At 64.9% G+C, this 16,302-nt stretch carries 12 protein-coding genes; 11 read left to right on the top strand and 1 reads right to left on the bottom strand.

Annotation, left to right across the window (positions count from 1 at the left end):
• The first annotated feature begins 4 nt into the window (after nucleotides 1-4).
• Nucleotides 5-1,183, top strand: a complete 1,179-nt coding sequence (gene glnL, locus E0W60_RS21155) for a nitrogen regulation protein NR(II) (protein ID WP_133096509.1) — start codon at nucleotides 5-7, stop codon at nucleotides 1,181-1,183.
• Nucleotides 1,184-1,257: 74 nt separating this feature from the next.
• On the top strand, nucleotides 1,258-2,805 hold the full coding sequence (gene ntrC / locus E0W60_RS21150; RefSeq protein WP_133096508.1) for a nitrogen regulation protein NR(I): 1,548 nt from the start codon (nucleotides 1,258-1,260) through the stop codon (nucleotides 2,803-2,805).
• Between the two features lie 66 nt (nucleotides 2,806-2,871).
• On the opposite strand, the gene E0W60_RS21145 is transcribed toward ntrC, so the two are convergent.
• Nucleotides 2,872-3,663, bottom strand: a complete 792-nt coding sequence (locus E0W60_RS21145) for an HAD-IIB family hydrolase (protein WP_135705493.1) — start codon at nucleotides 3,661-3,663, stop codon at nucleotides 2,872-2,874.
• Nucleotides 3,664-3,857: 194 nt separating this feature from the next.
• Here E0W60_RS21145 and ugpB point away from each other — a divergent pair, with 194 nt between their 5' ends.
• From ugpB to zapE, 9 genes are all read left to right on the top strand, one after another.
• Nucleotides 3,858-5,174, top strand: coding sequence for a sn-glycerol-3-phosphate ABC transporter substrate-binding protein UgpB (gene ugpB / locus E0W60_RS21140; protein WP_135705492.1), 1,317 nt, complete (start codon nucleotides 3,858-3,860; stop codon nucleotides 5,172-5,174).
• A gap of 132 nt (nucleotides 5,175-5,306) precedes the next feature.
• On the top strand, nucleotides 5,307-6,188 hold the full coding sequence (ugpA, locus tag E0W60_RS21135; RefSeq protein WP_029046178.1) for a sn-glycerol-3-phosphate ABC transporter permease UgpA: 882 nt from the start codon (nucleotides 5,307-5,309) through the stop codon (nucleotides 6,186-6,188).
• An 11-nt stretch (nucleotides 6,189-6,199) separates the two neighbouring features.
• A complete protein-coding gene (gene ugpE / locus E0W60_RS21130; RefSeq protein WP_133096505.1) occupies nucleotides 6,200-7,048 on the top strand; it encodes a sn-glycerol-3-phosphate ABC transporter permease UgpE in 849 nt (282 codons plus the stop codon).
• A 51-nt stretch (nucleotides 7,049-7,099) separates the two neighbouring features.
• A complete protein-coding gene (locus E0W60_RS21125; RefSeq protein WP_133096504.1) occupies nucleotides 7,100-8,203 on the top strand; it encodes a sn-glycerol-3-phosphate import ATP-binding protein UgpC in 1,104 nt (367 codons plus the stop codon).
• Nucleotide 8,204: 1 nt separating this feature from the next.
• The gene (ugpQ, locus tag E0W60_RS21120) at nucleotides 8,205-8,960 is read left to right on the top strand and encodes a glycerophosphodiester phosphodiesterase (RefSeq protein ID WP_133096503.1); all 756 of its coding nucleotides are present in this window, start codon (nucleotides 8,205-8,207) and stop codon (nucleotides 8,958-8,960) included.
• A 321-nt stretch (nucleotides 8,961-9,281) separates the two neighbouring features.
• Nucleotides 9,282-12,134, top strand: coding sequence for a 2-oxoglutarate dehydrogenase E1 component (locus E0W60_RS21115; protein WP_133096502.1), 2,853 nt, complete (start codon nucleotides 9,282-9,284; stop codon nucleotides 12,132-12,134).
• Between the two features lie 85 nt (nucleotides 12,135-12,219).
• Nucleotides 12,220-13,473, top strand: coding sequence for a 2-oxoglutarate dehydrogenase complex dihydrolipoyllysine-residue succinyltransferase (gene odhB, locus E0W60_RS21110; RefSeq protein ID WP_135705491.1), 1,254 nt, complete (start codon nucleotides 12,220-12,222; stop codon nucleotides 13,471-13,473).
• Nucleotides 13,474-13,579: 106 nt separating this feature from the next.
• Nucleotides 13,580-15,004 (top strand): dihydrolipoyl dehydrogenase, encoded by a 1,425-nt coding sequence (gene lpdA, locus E0W60_RS21105; RefSeq protein WP_133096500.1) that lies wholly within the window; start codon nucleotides 13,580-13,582, stop codon nucleotides 15,002-15,004.
• Nucleotides 15,005-15,093: 89 nt separating this feature from the next.
• Nucleotides 15,094-16,191 carry a cell division protein ZapE gene (gene zapE, locus E0W60_RS21100; RefSeq protein WP_133096499.1) on the top strand — a complete coding sequence of 366 codons (1,098 nt, stop codon included), beginning with the start codon at nucleotides 15,094-15,096 and terminating at the stop codon, nucleotides 16,189-16,191.
• The last annotated feature ends 111 nt before the right edge of the window (nucleotides 16,192-16,302 follow it).

Here is a 16,302-nt window from a genome sequence, read left to right as displayed (position 1 = left end):
TCTTATGCGTCGCCTGATTCGAGGTGTGTCGCGCAAGGTCGGTGGTGCCGACAGCGCCCGTGGCGAGACCGCCGCGCCGGACCTCGTGCAATCGGGCGGCAGCGCCCAGGTGTTGCCCATGGGCGTGGTGGCCTTCCATGCCGGCCTCGACGTGGTGGCCAACCCGGTGCTGCTGGTGCGGCAGCCCGGCCTGCGCGTGGTCTACGCCAACCCCGCCGCCGAGGCGACCTTCGGCGTATCGCGCCGGGGTATGGTGGAGCTGTCGCTGCCGGACCTGTTCGGCCACTCGGACGAGCTGCACAGCATGCTCGACACCGTGGTCGCGCGCCAGTTCGACGTGCGCCGGCAGGACCTGGTGCTGCACCCGCCGCTGCAGGAACCCATCCATGCGCACGTAGTGATCGCCGCATTGGAAGCGTCCGGCGACACCGTGGTGGTGGAAATCCTCCCCAACGAGCAGAAGGTGCGCAGCGACCGCGAGGAGCGCATCCTCGACCTGACCTCGGCCAACAAGGAACTGATCCGCAACCTGGCGCACGAGATCAAGAACCCGCTTGGCGGCATCCGCGGCGCCGCGCAGCTGCTGGAGTTCGAGCTGCCGGAGCGCTCGCTGCGCGAATACACGCAGGTCATCATCAAGGAGTCGGACCGGCTGCAGACGCTGGTGGACCGGCTGCTGGAGCCGCACCGCCATCCGCATATCGTATCGAGCCTGAATATCCACGAGGTGCTGGAGCGCGTGCGCTCGGTGGTGCTGGCCGAATTCCCGAACGGGCTCGATATCGTGCGCGACTACGATGCCAGCCTGCCCGAGCTGCAGGGCGACATGGAGCAGCTGATCCAGGCGGTGCTCAACATCGTGCACAACGCCGCGCAGGCGCTGGCCGACCGCATTGCGCGCGGCGATGCGCAGATCGTGCTGCGCACGCGCGTGGCGCGCCAGGTCACCATCGCCAAGCGCCTGTTCAAGCTGGCATTGGACTTGCATGTGATCGACAACGGCCCGGGAATCCCCGAAGACATTCGCGAGCGCATTTTCTATCCGCTGGTATCGGGTAGGGATGGCGGCAGCGGTCTCGGTCTCACACTCGCTCAAACCTTCGTGCAGCAGCACGAGGGCTTGATCGAATGCGAGAGCCGGCCGGGCTGTACCGACTTCCGCATCCTGCTGCCGTTGCACTAGCTGTCCGCGAGCGATCGCGCCGCAGTGCCGGGTATGTGGAAGACCAAATGACACCGAGCAGACAAGCGACGCACATGAAGCCGATCTGGATAGTCGACGACGATCAATCAATCCGCTGGGTCCTGGAAAAGGCCCTTGCCCGTGAAAGCCTGCTCTCGCGCAGCTTCACCAATGTGCGAGACGTGCTGGCCGCGCTGGAAGAAGACCAGCCGCAGGTGCTGATTTCCGATATCCGCATGCCCGGCGGCTCCGGGCTGGATCTGCTGCAGGCCATCAAGGCGCGGCATCCGGGGCTGCCGGTCATCGTGATGACCGCCTACTCGGACCTGGACAGCGCCGTGGCGGCGTTCCAGGGCGGCGCCTTCGAATACCTGGCCAAGCCGTTCGATGTCGACAAGGCGGTCGAGCTGATCCGCCGTGCGCTCGAAGAAAGCCTGCGCGAAGAGGAGATGGACGACCGGCTGGTCGATGCGCCGGAGATCCTCGGCCAGGCGCCGGCGATGCAGGATGTGTTCCGCGCCATCGGGCGGCTGTCGCAGTCGAATGTCACGGTGATGATCACCGGCGAGTCGGGCACCGGCAAGGAACTGGTTGCGCGCGCGCTTCACAAGCACAGCCCGCGTGCCAACGGCCCGTTCATCGCGCTCAATACCGCGGCCATTCCCAAGGACCTGCTCGAATCCGAACTGTTCGGCCACGAGCGCGGCGCCTTCACCGGTGCGCAGACCATGCGCCGCGGCCGCTTCGAACAGGCCGAGGGCGGCACGCTGTTCCTCGATGAAATCGGCGACATGCCGTTCGATTTGCAGACCCGCCTGCTGCGCGTGCTGTCCGACGGCAACTTCTATCGCGTCGGCGGCCACAACCCGTTGCGCGCCAATGTGCGGGTCATCGCCGCGACGCACCAGAACCTGGAGCTGCGCGTCAAGGAAGGCCTGTTCCGCGAGGACTTGTTCCACCGCCTGAACGTGATCCGGCTGCGCTTGCCGCCGCTGCGCGAACGGCCCGAGGACATCACGCTGCTGGCGCGCCATTTCCTGCAGAAGAGCGCCAAGGAACTGGGCGTCGAGCCCAAGCGCATGTCGGACGAGGCGCTGGCCTATGTCAGCACGCTGCCGTTCCCCGGCAACGTGCGCCAGCTCGAGAACCTGTGCAACTGGCTGACGGTGATGGCACCGGCGCAGACCATCGAGGTCAAGGACCTGCCGCGCGAAATGCTGGAGGCTGGCGTCAGCGAGCCGATCAATGCGCCGCGGCCCGAGCGCGTGGTCGAGGCGCGTGCCGCCGAGTACGAAGCCGGTCATGAGCTGGCCGACTACGGCGGCTTTGCCATGCCGGTGGCGGAGGCGGATACGGCGACCGTGGTGCGGCCGGCGCCGGCTGTCAGCGCCGCGCCGGCCGGCACTGCCGCCGGCTGGGAGCACCTGCTGGCCGGCGAAGCGCGCGCCATGCTCGAGGCCGGGCAGCCGGAGGTCATGGATGTGCTGACACGCCGGTTCGAGAAGGCGGTGCTGGAGGCCGCGCTGGGTGTCACACGCGGGCGTAGGGTCGAGGCCGCGACGCGACTGGGCATCGGGCGAAATACCATTACGCGCAAGCTGCAGGAATTGGGATTCGACTGAGCGGGCAGAGCGGAAAAAAACGGCCGGGCATGTGCCCGGCCGTTTTGCTTTTTGCCTTGCCAGATCTCAGCCGCGCGCCTGCACCAGCCGCTGCGCCATCTCGGCGAAACCTTCGCCACCCGCCGCCGCAGTGATGAAGGCCGGCGGCACCGGCAACTGCGGCAGGATATCCCGCACATTGGCCACTCCGACCGACAGCGGAAAATGCGCGAACATGCTGGCATCGTTGGCTGAATCGCCGATAAACAGCCATTCATCGCGGCAAGCATCCAGATCTTCTCCGAGCAGTTCCGCCACGCACAGCTTGCTCATCGAGAGCTTGTCATGCTCTCCGAACCAGCCGTTGACATGGATGGAGCTGACCGTGGCAGTCATGCCGGCCTCGCGCATCAAGGCGGCAATGCGTGCCACCGCTTCCTGCGGCAGTGGCGGCACGTCTTCGGCATGATCGATCGCCAGGTCGGCGGCGTGCCAGGCCTGGTCCGACGCCAGCGCGCAGCCCGGCACCTCAAGCAGGATGCGCTGGCCAAGCGCATCGATGCGCTCGAGGTTGCGCGTCCGGGTGGCCGCATCGTCCAGGAAGCGGGTATGCAGCCGGCCATCGCGCAGGTGCGAATAGAAGGCACCGTTCTCGCCGATGATCGCGTCCACCGGCCACAGCCGGGTCAGGATCTCGGCCCACGCAATGCAGCGCCCCGTTACCGGGATGACGTGCAGGCCAGCCTGGCGCAGGCCGTCCAGCGCCAGATAAGTGGAAGCGGGCAGCCGCCCGTCGGTCGTCAGCGTGCCGTCGATATCGGTCAGCACGCCGCGCACGCGCCGCAGCACGGAATTAGAGAGCTTGTTCAGGGATTGCATGGCGGGCCATTGTAACCGTCATCCTGCCGTCTTCATTGGCTATGTCGGTTATTGCACTGCAAAACGGCCGGGATCCGTGAAGTTGCTGATTTGCTTGCCCGGGTGCGACCGGCGTAACATGCCGCTGTCACAAAATAATCACATGCTGTCGGGTTTTCGACCGCACAGAAACTGACAGACCAAGGAGAGCATCGATGTCCGTATCCCGTACCGCGCTCAAACTCGTCGCGCTGGCCGCCCTGACCGGGGCCGGCAGCGCGCACGCCGCCGTTGAAATCCAGTGGTGGCACGCCATGCAGGGCGCGCTGAACGACAAGGTGAACGAGATCGCCAACAAGTTCAACGCGAGCCAGTCCGACTACAAGATCGTGCCGGTCAACAAGGGCAACTACGACGAAACCATGGCGGCTGGCATCGCCGCGTTCCGTGCCGGCGGCGCGCCGGCGATCCTGCAGGTGTTTGAGGTCGGCACCGCCACCATGATGAGTGCCAAGGGCGCGATCAAGCCGGTGTCGACGGTGATGAAGGACGCCGGCGAGAAATTCGACCAGAAGGCCTACATCCCGGCGGTGGCGGGCTACTACACCTCGTCCAAGGGCGAGATGCTGTCGTTCCCGTTCAACAGCTCGACCACGGTCTTCTACTACAACAAGGATGCCTTCAAGAAGGCCGGCCTCGACCCGGAGAAGGCGCCCAAGACTTGGCCGGAGGTGATGCAGTATTCGGCCAAGCTCAAGGCCTCGGGTACCAACTGCGCGTACACCACCGACTGGCAGGGCTGGGTCCACCTGGAAAGCTTCTCCGCCTGGCATAACACGCTGTATGCCACCAAGAACAACGGCTTCGGCGGCACCGACACGCGCCTGGTCTTCAACAGCCCGCTGCACGTCAAGCACATCACCAACCTGCAGGACATGGTGAAGAAGGGCTACTTCAGCTATGGCGGCCGCAAGGCGGAATCGCAGGCCAAGTTCTATAACGGCGAGTGCGCGATGTTTACCGGCTCGTCGGCCTCGCTGGCCAATATCCGCAAGAACGCCAAGTTCGCGTTCGCGGTGGCCCAGCTGCCGTACTACCCGGACGTGCAGGGCGCCCCGCAGAACACCATCATCGGCGGCGCTTCGCTGTGGGTGATGGGCGGCAAGAAGCCGGACGAGTACAAGGGCGTGGCCAAGTTCTTCAACTTCCTGTCGCGTCCGGAGATCCAGTCGGACTGGCACCAGGCCACCGGCTATCTGCCGGTAACGATGGCCGCCTACGAGATGACCAAGAAATCCGGCTACTACGACAAAAACCCGGGTGCCGATGTGTCGGTGCAGCAGATGGTGGTCAAGACCACCGACAAGTCGCGCGGCGTGCGCCTGGGCAACATGGTGCAGATCCGTACCGTGGTGGACGAGGAACTGGAAGCCGTCTGGGCCGGCAAGAAGGAGCCCAAGGCAGCGCTGGACTCGGCTGTGGCCCGTGGCAACGATCTGCTGGAGCGCTTCCAGAAGACCGCGCGCGAATAAGCGCGGGCTGACAGCAAGCTGATAGGAAAGGGCGGGCGGCGGCGAAACCTCCGCCCGCTTGCATTGTGGCCGGCCGCATCCGGCCGTACCTGGAACGATGCCGCGACCCGCGGCATCCGCCGGAATCCGTTCATGGAAAAACGCGTTGTTTTCCGCTCGCCGTGGCTGCCGTATCTGCTGGTCTTGCCGCAGATCGCGATCACGCTGATCTTCTTTTTCCTGCCCGCGGGGCAGGCGCTGTATCAATCGATGCTGCAACAGGATGCCTTCGGCATCAACCTGGAGTTTGTTGGCCTCGATAACTTCCGCATGCTGTGGAACGACCCGCTGTATGTGGAGTCATTCCAGACCACTGCGATCTTCGCCATCGGCGTCACCGTGGTGGGCCTGACCACCGCGCTGGCGCTGGCCTATTTTGCCGATCGCGTGATCCGCGCCGCGGTCGGCTACAAGACCTTGCTGATCTGGCCGTACGCGGTCGCGCCGGCGGTGGCGGGCGTGCTGTGGATGTTCATGTTCAACCCGACGCTGGGCGTGGTCTCGTACGCACTGCGCAAGATGGGCGTGGAATGGAATTTCCTGCTCAACGGCAACCAGGCGCTGCTGCTGGTGGTGCTGGCCGCGGCATGGAAGCAGATCAGCTACAACTTCCTGTTCTTCCTGGCCGGGCTGCAGAGCATCCCGCGCTCGCTGATCGAGGCCGCGGCCATCGACGGCGCCGGGCCGTGGCGCCGCTTCTGGTCGATCATCTTCCCGCTGCTGTCGCCGACCACTTTTTTCCTGATGGTGATCAACGTGGTCTACGCCTTCTTCGATACCTTCGCCATCATCGACGCGGTCACGCATGGCGGCCCGTTCAACTCGACCAACACGCTGGTGTACAAGGTTTTCCATGACGGCTTCCGCGGCATGGATATTGGTGGCTCGGCCGCGCAGTCGGTGGTGCTGATGGTGATCGTGATCGCGCTGACCGTGGTGCAGTTCCGCTACGTGGAACGCAAGGTCCAGTACTGACGGAGGCAGCCATGGTAGAACGACGTCCTTTCCTTGATTTCCTGACCCACGCGGTGCTGATTCTCGGCATCGTGGTGGTGGTGTTCCCGGTGTACCTGACCTTCGTCGCGTCGACGCTGACTGCGGAAGAAGTGCTGGACGCGCCGATGACGCTGATCCCGGGCAGCCACCTGATCGAGAACTATCGCACCGTGCTGTTCCAGGGCGTGGGCGAGGCCGCATCGCCGGTCTCGACCATGATGAAGAACAGCCTGATCATGGCGCTCGGCATTGCGCTGGGCAAGATCGCGATCTCGATCATCTCGGCCTTTGCCATCGTCTATTTCAAGTTCCCGCTGCGCAAGACCTTCTTCTGGCTGATCTTCATCACGCTGATGCTGCCGGTCGAGGTGCGGATCCTGCCGACCTACAAGGTCGTGTCGGACCTTGGGCTGCTCGACAGCTACTTCGGGTTGACCATTCCGATCATCGCGTCGGCGACCGCGACCTTCCTGTTCCGCCAGTTCTTCCTGACCATTCCCGATGAACTGGCGGAAGCCGCGCGCATCGACGGCGCGGGGCCACTGCGCTTTTTCTGGGACGTGGTGCTGCCGCTGTCGCGCACCAGCATCGCCGCGCTGTTCGTGATCCAGTTCATCTACGGCTGGAACCAGTACCTGTGGCCGCTGCTGATCACCACGCAGAAGTCGATGACGCCGGTGGTGGTGGGCGTGACGCAGATGATCTCGCGCTCGGGCGATGCCGCCACCGACTGGAACCTGGTGATGGCCACGGTGATGCTGGCGATGATCCCGCCCGCGGTGGTGGTGGTGCTGATGCAGAAGTGGTTCGTCAAGGGCCTGGTCGAAACCGAAAAATAAGCGGAACAACAAGGCGTGGCGCGCCACCCGCGCGCGCGCAGGACAACAGCAATGGCAAAACTGTCGCTTCGCAACGTTCAGAAAACCTACGCCGGCGGTACCCAGGTGGTGCACGGCATCGACATGGAAATCGCCGACGGCGAGTTCATCGTCATCGTCGGCCCTTCGGGCTGCGGCAAGTCAACGCTGCTGCGCATGGTGGCGGGGCTGGAAACCATCACCGGGGGCGAGATCCATATCGGCGACAAGATCGTCAACAACCTGGAGCCGGCCGAGCGGGACATCGCCATGGTGTTCCAGAACTACGCGCTCTACCCGCACATGAGCGTGTACGACAACATGGCCTACGGCCTGAAGATCCGCGGCATGGCCAAGGCCGAGATCCAGCAGCGCGTGGAGCATGCCGCCGGCATCCTGGAGCTGTCGCCGCTGCTGGACCGCAAGCCGCGCCAGCTGTCGGGCGGGCAGCGCCAGCGCGTGGCCATGGGCCGTGCCATCGTGCGCGAGCCGGCGGTGTTCCTGTTCGACGAGCCGCTGTCCAACCTCGACGCCAAGCTGCGCGTGCAGATGCGGCTGGAACTGAAGGACCTGCATCGCCGCCTCGGCACCACCAGCCTGTACGTGACCCACGACCAGGTCGAGGCGATGACGCTGGCCGACCGCATGATGGTGCTCAACGCGGGCCGCGTGGAGCAGATCGGCACGCCGCTGCAAGTCTATTCGAAGCCGGCCAGCACCTTTGTTGCGGGCTTTATCGGTTCGCCGCCGATGAACCTGATCCCGGTGGTTCGCAACGGCGCGGGCAATGGTGGCGCGCAGATGCGGGTGGTGGCGAAGGAGGGCGCCGACAGCGCTCCCGCCACGCTCGGCCACCTGCCGATGGGACTGCACCTGCCCGAACAGGCGTTGCTGGGACTGCGGCCGGAACATATCGAGCCGTGCGCCGCGCACGAGGCCATCGCCGAGGTCGATGTGCGCGTGGTGGAGGCGCTCGGCGCCGACTCGTTCGCCTATGGTTCGCTCGGCGGCCAGCCGGTGGTGGTGCGGCTGGAGAGCCATGCGCGCGTGAGCGCAGGCGACCGCCTGCCTGTGACCTCGTCGCCTGACCACCTCCATTTCTTCGCGCCGGATACCGGCAAGCGCATCGAGGCCTGACATGCCAGCCATCGCAGACACCCAGTCCTGGCCGTACCCGCGCCATATCGCGCATCGCGGCGCGGGCAAGCTGGCGCCCGAGAACACGCTCGCCGCGTTCCGCCACGGCGCCGCCTTTGGGTACCGGATGTTCGAGTTCGACGTCAAGCTGACTGCCGACGGCAAGCCGGTGCTGATGCACGACGCGACGCTCGACCGCACCACCAGCGGCAAGGGCAGGGTCGATGCGCTGACGCTTGGCGAGTTGGCGCTGCTCGATGCCGGCAGCTGGCACGGCCCGGCCTGGGCCGGAGAGCCGGTGCCGACGCTGGCCGCCATCGCCCGCTATACGCAGGCCAACGGCTTCCTGGCCAATATCGAGATCAAGCCGGTGCCCGGCACCGAAGCGCGCACCGGCGCGGCGGTCGCGCTAGATGCCGCGGCGCTGTGGGCTGGCGCTGCGGTGCCGCCGCTGCTGTCGTCGTTCTCGGAAGAGACACTGACTGCGGCAGCACGCGTGGCGCCAGACCTGCCGCGAGCGCTGCTGCTCGACAAGCTGCCGGCCGACTGGCTCGAGCGGTTGCGCCGGCTCGGCTGCGTGGCACTCGATGCGAATTACCGAGAGCTGGACGAGGGCGTCATTGCGTCCGCGCACGCGGCCGGCTACCGCGTCCTCAGCTATACCGTGAACGACCCGGCGAAGGCCGCGCAACTGCTGGGCTGGGGGCTGGACGGGCTGATCACCGATGCCGTCGACAAGATAGAGCCGCACGTCTGATTGTTGTGTGGCTGTTGCTAAAACGCCGATGGCGATGCGAGTTGTCGTGCGATGAAGTTCCGCATCGCGAAAAGTCCACATCCCGTTCAGGCAAACATGCTATTCTTACCGCCGTGAAGACTTAGGTCCTTCCCCGCACAACTTGCCCTTTCGGGCCTTGTGAGGAAGCCAGCACATGCGGCACCCCGGTGGCGCCGTTTGCGCAGGGTCCTCAGTTGGGCTCCCAAGAGTTGTTTGCAATCCGCTAACCGGTCAAGCCGTGTCGCGGAAGGTTGAATAACCCGCTGAACTCCGGCATACCCGGAGAATAGTGAGCGTCCCATGATGCAGCAGTACCAGAGCAATTCGTACCTCTTCGGCGGTAACGCCCCGTATGTCGAAGAACTGTACGAAGCCTACCTCCAGAATCCCGCCTCGGTTCCCGACAACTGGCGTTCGTATTTCGACGCCATGCAGAACGTTCCCGCCGTCGACGGCTCGAACGGCCGGGATGTCGCCCACGCTCCCATCGTTGCCTCGTTCGCCGAGCGCGCCAAGCAAGGCCCCATCAAGACCATCGTTGCCTCGGCCGATTCCGACATGGGCCGCAAGCGCGTCGCTGCCACCCAGCTGATCGCCGCCTACCGCAACATCGGTTCGCACTGGGCCGACCTGGACCCGCTCAAGCGCCAGGAGCGTCCGCCCCTGCCGGATCTGGACCCCGCGTTCTACGGTTTTTCCGAAGCTGACCTCGACATCGTCTTTAATGCCAGCAATACGTACTTTGGCAAGGAGTCGATGAGCCTGCGCGAGCTGCTGAACAACCTGCGCGAAACCTACTGCGGCACCATCGGCGCCGAATTCATGTACGTGAGCGACCAGGCGCAGAAGCGCTGGTGGCAGGAGCGCCTGGAAACCACGCGTTCCAAGCCGGTCTTCACGCTGGAGAAGAAGAAGCACATCCTCGACCGCCTGACCGCGGCCGAAGGCCTGGAGCGCTTCCTCCACACCAAGTACGTCGGCCAGAAGCGCTTCTCGCTGGAAGGCGGCGAAAGCTTCATCGCCGCGATGGACGAACTGATCCAGCGCGCCGGTACCAAGGGTGTGCAGGAAATCGTGATCGGCATGGCCCACCGCGGCCGCCTGAACGTGCTGGTCAACACGCTGGGCAAGATGCCGGCCGATCTGTTCGCCGAATTCGAAGGCAAGCACGTCGACGACCTGCCGGCCGGTGACGTCAAGTACCACAAGGGCTTCTCGAGCGATGTCTCGACCGAAGGCGGCCCGGTGCACCTGTCGCTGGCGTTCAACCCGTCGCACCTGGAAATCGTCAACCCGGTGGTGGAAGGCTCGGCCAAGGCCCGCCAGGAACGCCGCGGCGAAGTCGGCCACAAGGAAGTGCTGCCGGTGCAGGTGCACGGCGACGCCGCCTTTGCCGGCCAGGGCGTGGTCATGGAGACGCTGAACCTCGCGCAGACCCGCGGCTACGGCACGGGCGGCACGATGCACATCGTCATCAACAACCAGATCGGCTTCACCACCTCCGACCCGCGCGACGCCCGCTCGACGCTGTACTGCACGGACGTGGTCAAGATGATCGAGGCCCCGGTGCTGCACGTGAACGGCGACGATCCCGAAGCCGTGGTGTACGCGATGCAGCTGGCGGTTGATTTCCGCATGGAATTCAACAAGGATGTCGTGGTCGACATCATCTGCTTCCGCAAGCTGGGCCACAACGAGCAGGATACCCCGGCGGTCACGCAGCCGCTGATGTACAAGAAGATCAGCCAGCACCCCGGCACGCGCAAGGTGTACGCCGAGAAGCTGGCCGCGCAGAAGCTGGTCCCGGCCGAGTTTGGCGACGAGAAGGTCAAGGAATACCGCGCTGCGATGGACGCCGGCAAGCACACCGCCGACCCCGTCCTGTCGAACTTCAAGAACAAGTTCGCGGTGGACTGGATGCCGTTCCTGAACCGCAAGTGGACGGACGCCGCCGACACCGCGGTGCCGGTGACCGAACTGAAGCGCCTGGCCGAGCGCATCACCACCACGCCTGAGACGCTGAAGCTGCACCCGCTGGTGGAGAAGGTCGTCAAGGACCGCGCCAACATGGGCCGTGGCGACCAGCCGCTGGACTGGGGCATGGGTGAGCACCTGGCCTTCGCCTCGCTGGTGTCCTCGGGCTACCCGGTGCGCATCACCGGCCAGGACGCCGGCCGCGGCACCTTTACCCACCGCCACGCCGTGCTGCACGACCAGGCGCGCGAGCGCTGGGATGCCGGCTCGTACGTGCCGCTGCAGAACGTGTCGGAAAACCAGGCACCGTTCACGGTGATCGACTCGGTGCTGTCGGAAGAAGCCGTGCTCGGCTTCGAATACGGCTACTCCGCAGCCGAGCCGAACGCGCTGGTGATCTGGGAAGCCCAGTTCGGCGACTTCGTCAACGGCGCCCAGGTGGTGATCGACCAGTTCATCTCGTCGGGTGAAGTGAAGTGGGGCCGCGCCTCGGGCCTGACCCTGATGCTGCCGCACGGCTACGAAGGCCAGGGTCCGGAGCACAGCTCGGCTCGTATCGAACGTTTTCTGCAGCTCTGCGCGGACCACAACATGCAGGTCTGCCAGCCGACCACGCCGGCCCAGATCTTCCACCTGCTGCGCCGCCAGATGATCCGCCTGTTCCGCAAGCCGCTGGTGATCATGACGCCGAAGTCGCTGCTGCGTAACAAGGACGCCGTGTCGTCGCTGTCTGAACTGGCCAAGGGCCACTTCGAGACCGTGATTGCCGACCAGGAAGAACTGAACGCCAGCAAGGTCAAGCGCGTCATCATGTGCTCGGGCAAGGTCTACTACGACCTGGTCAACACGCGCAAGGAACGCGAGGCCAACGACACCGCGATTATCCGCCTGGAACAGCTGTATCCGTTCCCGCACAAGGCTGTTGCCGCGGAACTGAAGAAATATCCGAACGCCACCGAGATCGTGTGGTGCCAGGACGAGCCGCAGAACCAGGGTGCCTGGTTCTTCGTGCAGCACTACATCATGGAAAACATGACGGATGGCCAGAAGCTCGGTTATGCCGGTCGTCCCGCCTCGGCTTCGCCGGCGGTGGGCTACTACGCAAAGCACAACGAGCAACAGAAGGCTCTGCTGGAAGCTGCCTTCGCCAAGCTCAAGGGCTTTGTTCTGACCAAGTAATCAGAGGCAGCCACGGCGACGCGCGCAGTTGCGCCGTGGCTTGCCGATATAAAGACAACACGCATAACACGAGGAATTCACAACCATGGCTATTGTTGACGTCAAGGTTCCGCAGCTGTCCGAATCGGTCGCCGAAGCGACCATGCTCAACTGGAAGAAGAAGCCTGGCGAAGCCGTTGCCCAGGACGAGATCCTGATCGAGATCGAAACCGACAAGGTCGTGCTGGAAGTGCCGGCCCCGTCGGCAGGCGTCCTGTCGATCATCGTCAAGAACGACGGCGATACCGTCGTGGCCGATGAAATCATCGCCAAGATCGATACCGAAGCCACTGCTGGTGCCGCCGCCCCGGCTGCTGCCGCTCCGGCGCCCGCCGCCGCTGCCCCGGCACCGGCTGCTGCTGCCGCTGCCGCTCCTGCCGCCGCAGGCGGCGTGGCCATGCCGTCTGCTGCCAAGCTGATGGCCGAAGCCGGCCTGTCGGCTGGCCAGGTTGCCGGCACCGGCAAGGACGGCCGCATCACCAAGGGTGACGCGCTGGCTGCTGCTGCTGCTCCGGCCGCCAAGGCCGCCCCGGCTCCGGCCGCCGCCAAGCCGGCGCTGCAGCAGGTTTCGGCTCCGGTCGACTTCGCCGCACTGGGCGACCGCCCGGAAGAGCGCGTGCCGATGAGCCGCCTGCGCGCCCGTATCGCCGAGCGCCTGCTGCAGTCGCAAGCCACCAACGCCATCCTCACCACCTTCAATGAAGTCAATATGAAGCCGGTGATGGACCTGCGCAACAAGTACAAGGACCGCTTCGAGAAGGAACACGGCGTGAAGCTGGGCTTCATGTCGTTCTTCGTCAAGGCCGCGGTGCACGCGCTGAAGAAGTTCCCGCTGATCAATGCCTCGATCGACGGCAACGACATCGTCTACCACGGCTATTTCGACATCGGTATCGCCGTGGGCTCGCCGCGCGGCCTGGTGGTGCCCATCCTGCGCAATGCCGACCAGATGAGCCTGGCCGACATCGAGAAGAAGATCGCCGAGTTTGGCGTGAAGGCCCGTGACGGCAAGCTGTCGCTGGACGAGCTGAGCGGCGGGACCTTCTCGATCTCCAACGGTGGCGTGTTCGGTTCGATGCTGTCGACCCCGATCATCAACCCGCCGCAATCGGCCATCCTGGGCGTGCACGCCACCAAGGATCGCCCGGTGGTGGAAGACGGCCAGATCGTGATCCGCCCGATGAACTACCTGGCCATGTCCTACGACCACCGCATCATCGACGGCCGCGAAGCCGTGCTGGGCCTGGTCGCCATGAAGGACGCGCTGGAAGATCCGGCCCGCCTGCTGCTGGACCTGTAATCGACGGTCCCCCCTGCGCGCGTTGGTTCATGCCGGCGCGCGCGGTGCGCATCTCCAGAGTTGATCGCGCGCCGGCACACGCTGCCGGTGCCACAAAGGAATCCCCATGAGCAAACAATTCGACGTGCTGGTGATCGGCGCCGGCCCCGGCGGCTATATCGCCGCGATCCGCGCCGGCCAGCTCGGCCTGAACGTGGCCTGCTGCGAAGGCAACGCCTACGACGATCCCAAGAACGAGCCGCGCCTGGGCGGCACCTGCCTGAACGTGGGCTGCATCCCGTCAAAGGCACTGCTGGCTTCCTCGGAAGAATTCGAGAACGCCCAGCACCACCTGGCGGACCACGGCATCACCGTGGGCGACGTCAAGGTCGACGTGTCCAAGATGCTCAAGCGCAAGGACGATATCGTCGGCAAGATGACCAAGGGCATCGAGTTCCTGTTCCGCAAGAACAAGGTGACGCTGCTCAAGGGCTACGGCAAGTTCGTCGGCAAGACCGCCGAGGGCTTCCAGGTCGAGATCGCCGGTGAAGTCGTGACCGCCAAGCAGGTCATCATCGCCACCGGTTCGAAGGCCCGCCACCTGCCGGGCATCAAGGTCGACAACGACCTGGTCAGCGATAACGAGGGTGCGCTCAAGTTCCCCGCAGTGCCGAAGAAGCTGGGCGTGATCGGCGCCGGCGTGATCGGCCTGGAGCTGGGTTCGGTGTGGCGCCGCCTGGGCTCGGACGTGACCGTGCTGGAAGCGCTGCCCGCGTTCCTGGGCGCCGCCGACGAAGGCGTGGCCAAGGAAGCCCAGAAGCAGCTGACCAAGCAAGGCCTGAAGTTCAGCCTCGGCGTGAACGTGAGCGAAGTGACCACCGGCAAGAACGGCGTCACCGTCAAGTACACCGACAAGGACGGCGCCGCCCAGACCCTGGAAGTCGATCGCCTGATCGTGTCGGTCGGCCGCGTGCCCAACACCGACAACCTGGGCCTGGATGCTGTCGGCCTGGCCGCCGACCAGCGCGGTTTCATCGAGGTGGACGACCACTGCGCCACCAAGGTGCCGGGCCTGTGGGCCATCGGCGACGTGGTGCGCGGCCCGATGCTGGCGCACAAGGCCGAGGACGAAGGCGTGGCCGTGGCCGAGCGCATCGCCGGCCAGAAGCCGCATATCGACTACAACTGCGTGCCGTGGGTGATCTACACCTTCCCGGAAATCGCATGGGTCGGCAAGACCGAAGCCCAGCTCAAGGCAGAAGGCCGCGAGTTCAAGGCTGGCCAGTTCCCGTTCATGGCCAACGGCCGTGCGCTGGGCATGGGTCACGCCGATGGCTTCGTCAAGATGCTGGCCGACGCCAAGACCGACGAGATCCTGGGCGTGCACATCGTGGCTGCCAACGCCTCGGACCTGATCGCCGAAGCCGTGGTGGCGATGGAGTTCAAGGCCGCCAGCGAAGATATCGGCCGCGTCTGCCATCCGCACCCGTCGATGTCGGAAGTCATGCGTGAAGCCGCGCTGGCTGTCGACAAGCGTCAACTCAATATGTAAGGCGCATGCCTCGCATTGTTTGAGTACCGGCGCGCCGCACCAGCGGCGCGCCGTTTTCACTTGCGGCGCGTGCCGCGTGAGCCCCCAGCATGAACGTCACTGAGTACTACAAAAAGGAACTGAAGGAGCGCGGCTACACATCCGACGAGGCGCAGTTGCGTGCCGTGGCGCGGCTGCAGCAGTGCTACGACGAATGGGTGGCCTACAAGAGCCGCCGCAACAACGCGCTGAAGAAGCTGCTGGTCCGTCCCGACGTGCCCAAGGGCGTCTACATGTGGGGCGGGGTGGGGCGCGGCAAGTCTTTCCTGATGGACAGCTTCTATACCTGCGTGCCGGTGGTGCGCAAGACGCGGCTGCACTTCCACGAATTCATGCGCGAGGTCCATCGCCAGCTGGAAGAGCTGCGCGGCCGCCCGGACCCGCTGGATGAACTGGCCAGGCGCATCGCGCGCCGGTTCCGGCTGATCTGTTTCGACGAGTTCCATGTCAGCGACGTCGCCGACGCGATGATCCTGCACCGCCTGCTGCAGCAGCTGTTCGACAACGGCGTGCAGTTCGTGATGACTTCCAACTACCGGCCGGACCTGCTCTATACGGACGGCCTGCACCGCGACCGGGTGCTGCCTGCCATCGCGCTGATCCAGCAGAAGATGGACGTGCTCAACGTCGATGCCGGCATCGACTACCGCAAGCGCGCACTGGAACAGGTGCAGGCTTACCACACGCCGCTCGACGCCAGCGCGAACTCGGCGCTGCGCGATGCCTTCACGTCGATTGCCGGCGTGGCCGACGAGTCGCCGCTGCTGCATATCGAGCACCGCGAACTGCGCTCGCTGCGCAAGGCCAATGGCGTGGTGTGGTTCGACTTCGCCACGCTATGCGGCGGGCCGCGCTCGCAGAACGATTACCTGGAGCTGGCTTCGCAGTTCCATACCGTGATCCTGTCCGACGTGCCGCGCATGACGCCGCGCATGTCGTCGGAAGCACGGCGCTTTACCTGGCTGATCGACGTCTTCTACGACCACAAGGTCAAGCTGCTGATGTCGGCAGAAGTGCCGGCGGACGAACTCTACACAGAGGGGCAGATGGCCAACGAATTCCACCGGACCGTGTCGCGCATCATCGAGATGCAGTCGCGCGAGTACCTGGAATCCGAGCGCCGCACCATGGACACGTCGCTCACCTGAGCGTCGGCAAGCGTTGTATTTCGGCCCGGCGCGACGATAGCCGGGCCGCATTGACCTAAATCAAGGCCGATGCCGGGACCGCCCTATACCCTGCAGGGGGTAGAAAAAGGT

The sequence above is a fragment of the Cupriavidus oxalaticus genome (assembly GCF_004768545.1).
GTDB lineage: Bacteria > Pseudomonadota > Gammaproteobacteria > Burkholderiales > Burkholderiaceae > Cupriavidus > Cupriavidus oxalaticus_A.
Note: the sequence above shows the minus strand (reverse complement) of the source record. Positions and strands in the feature narration are given on the sequence as shown.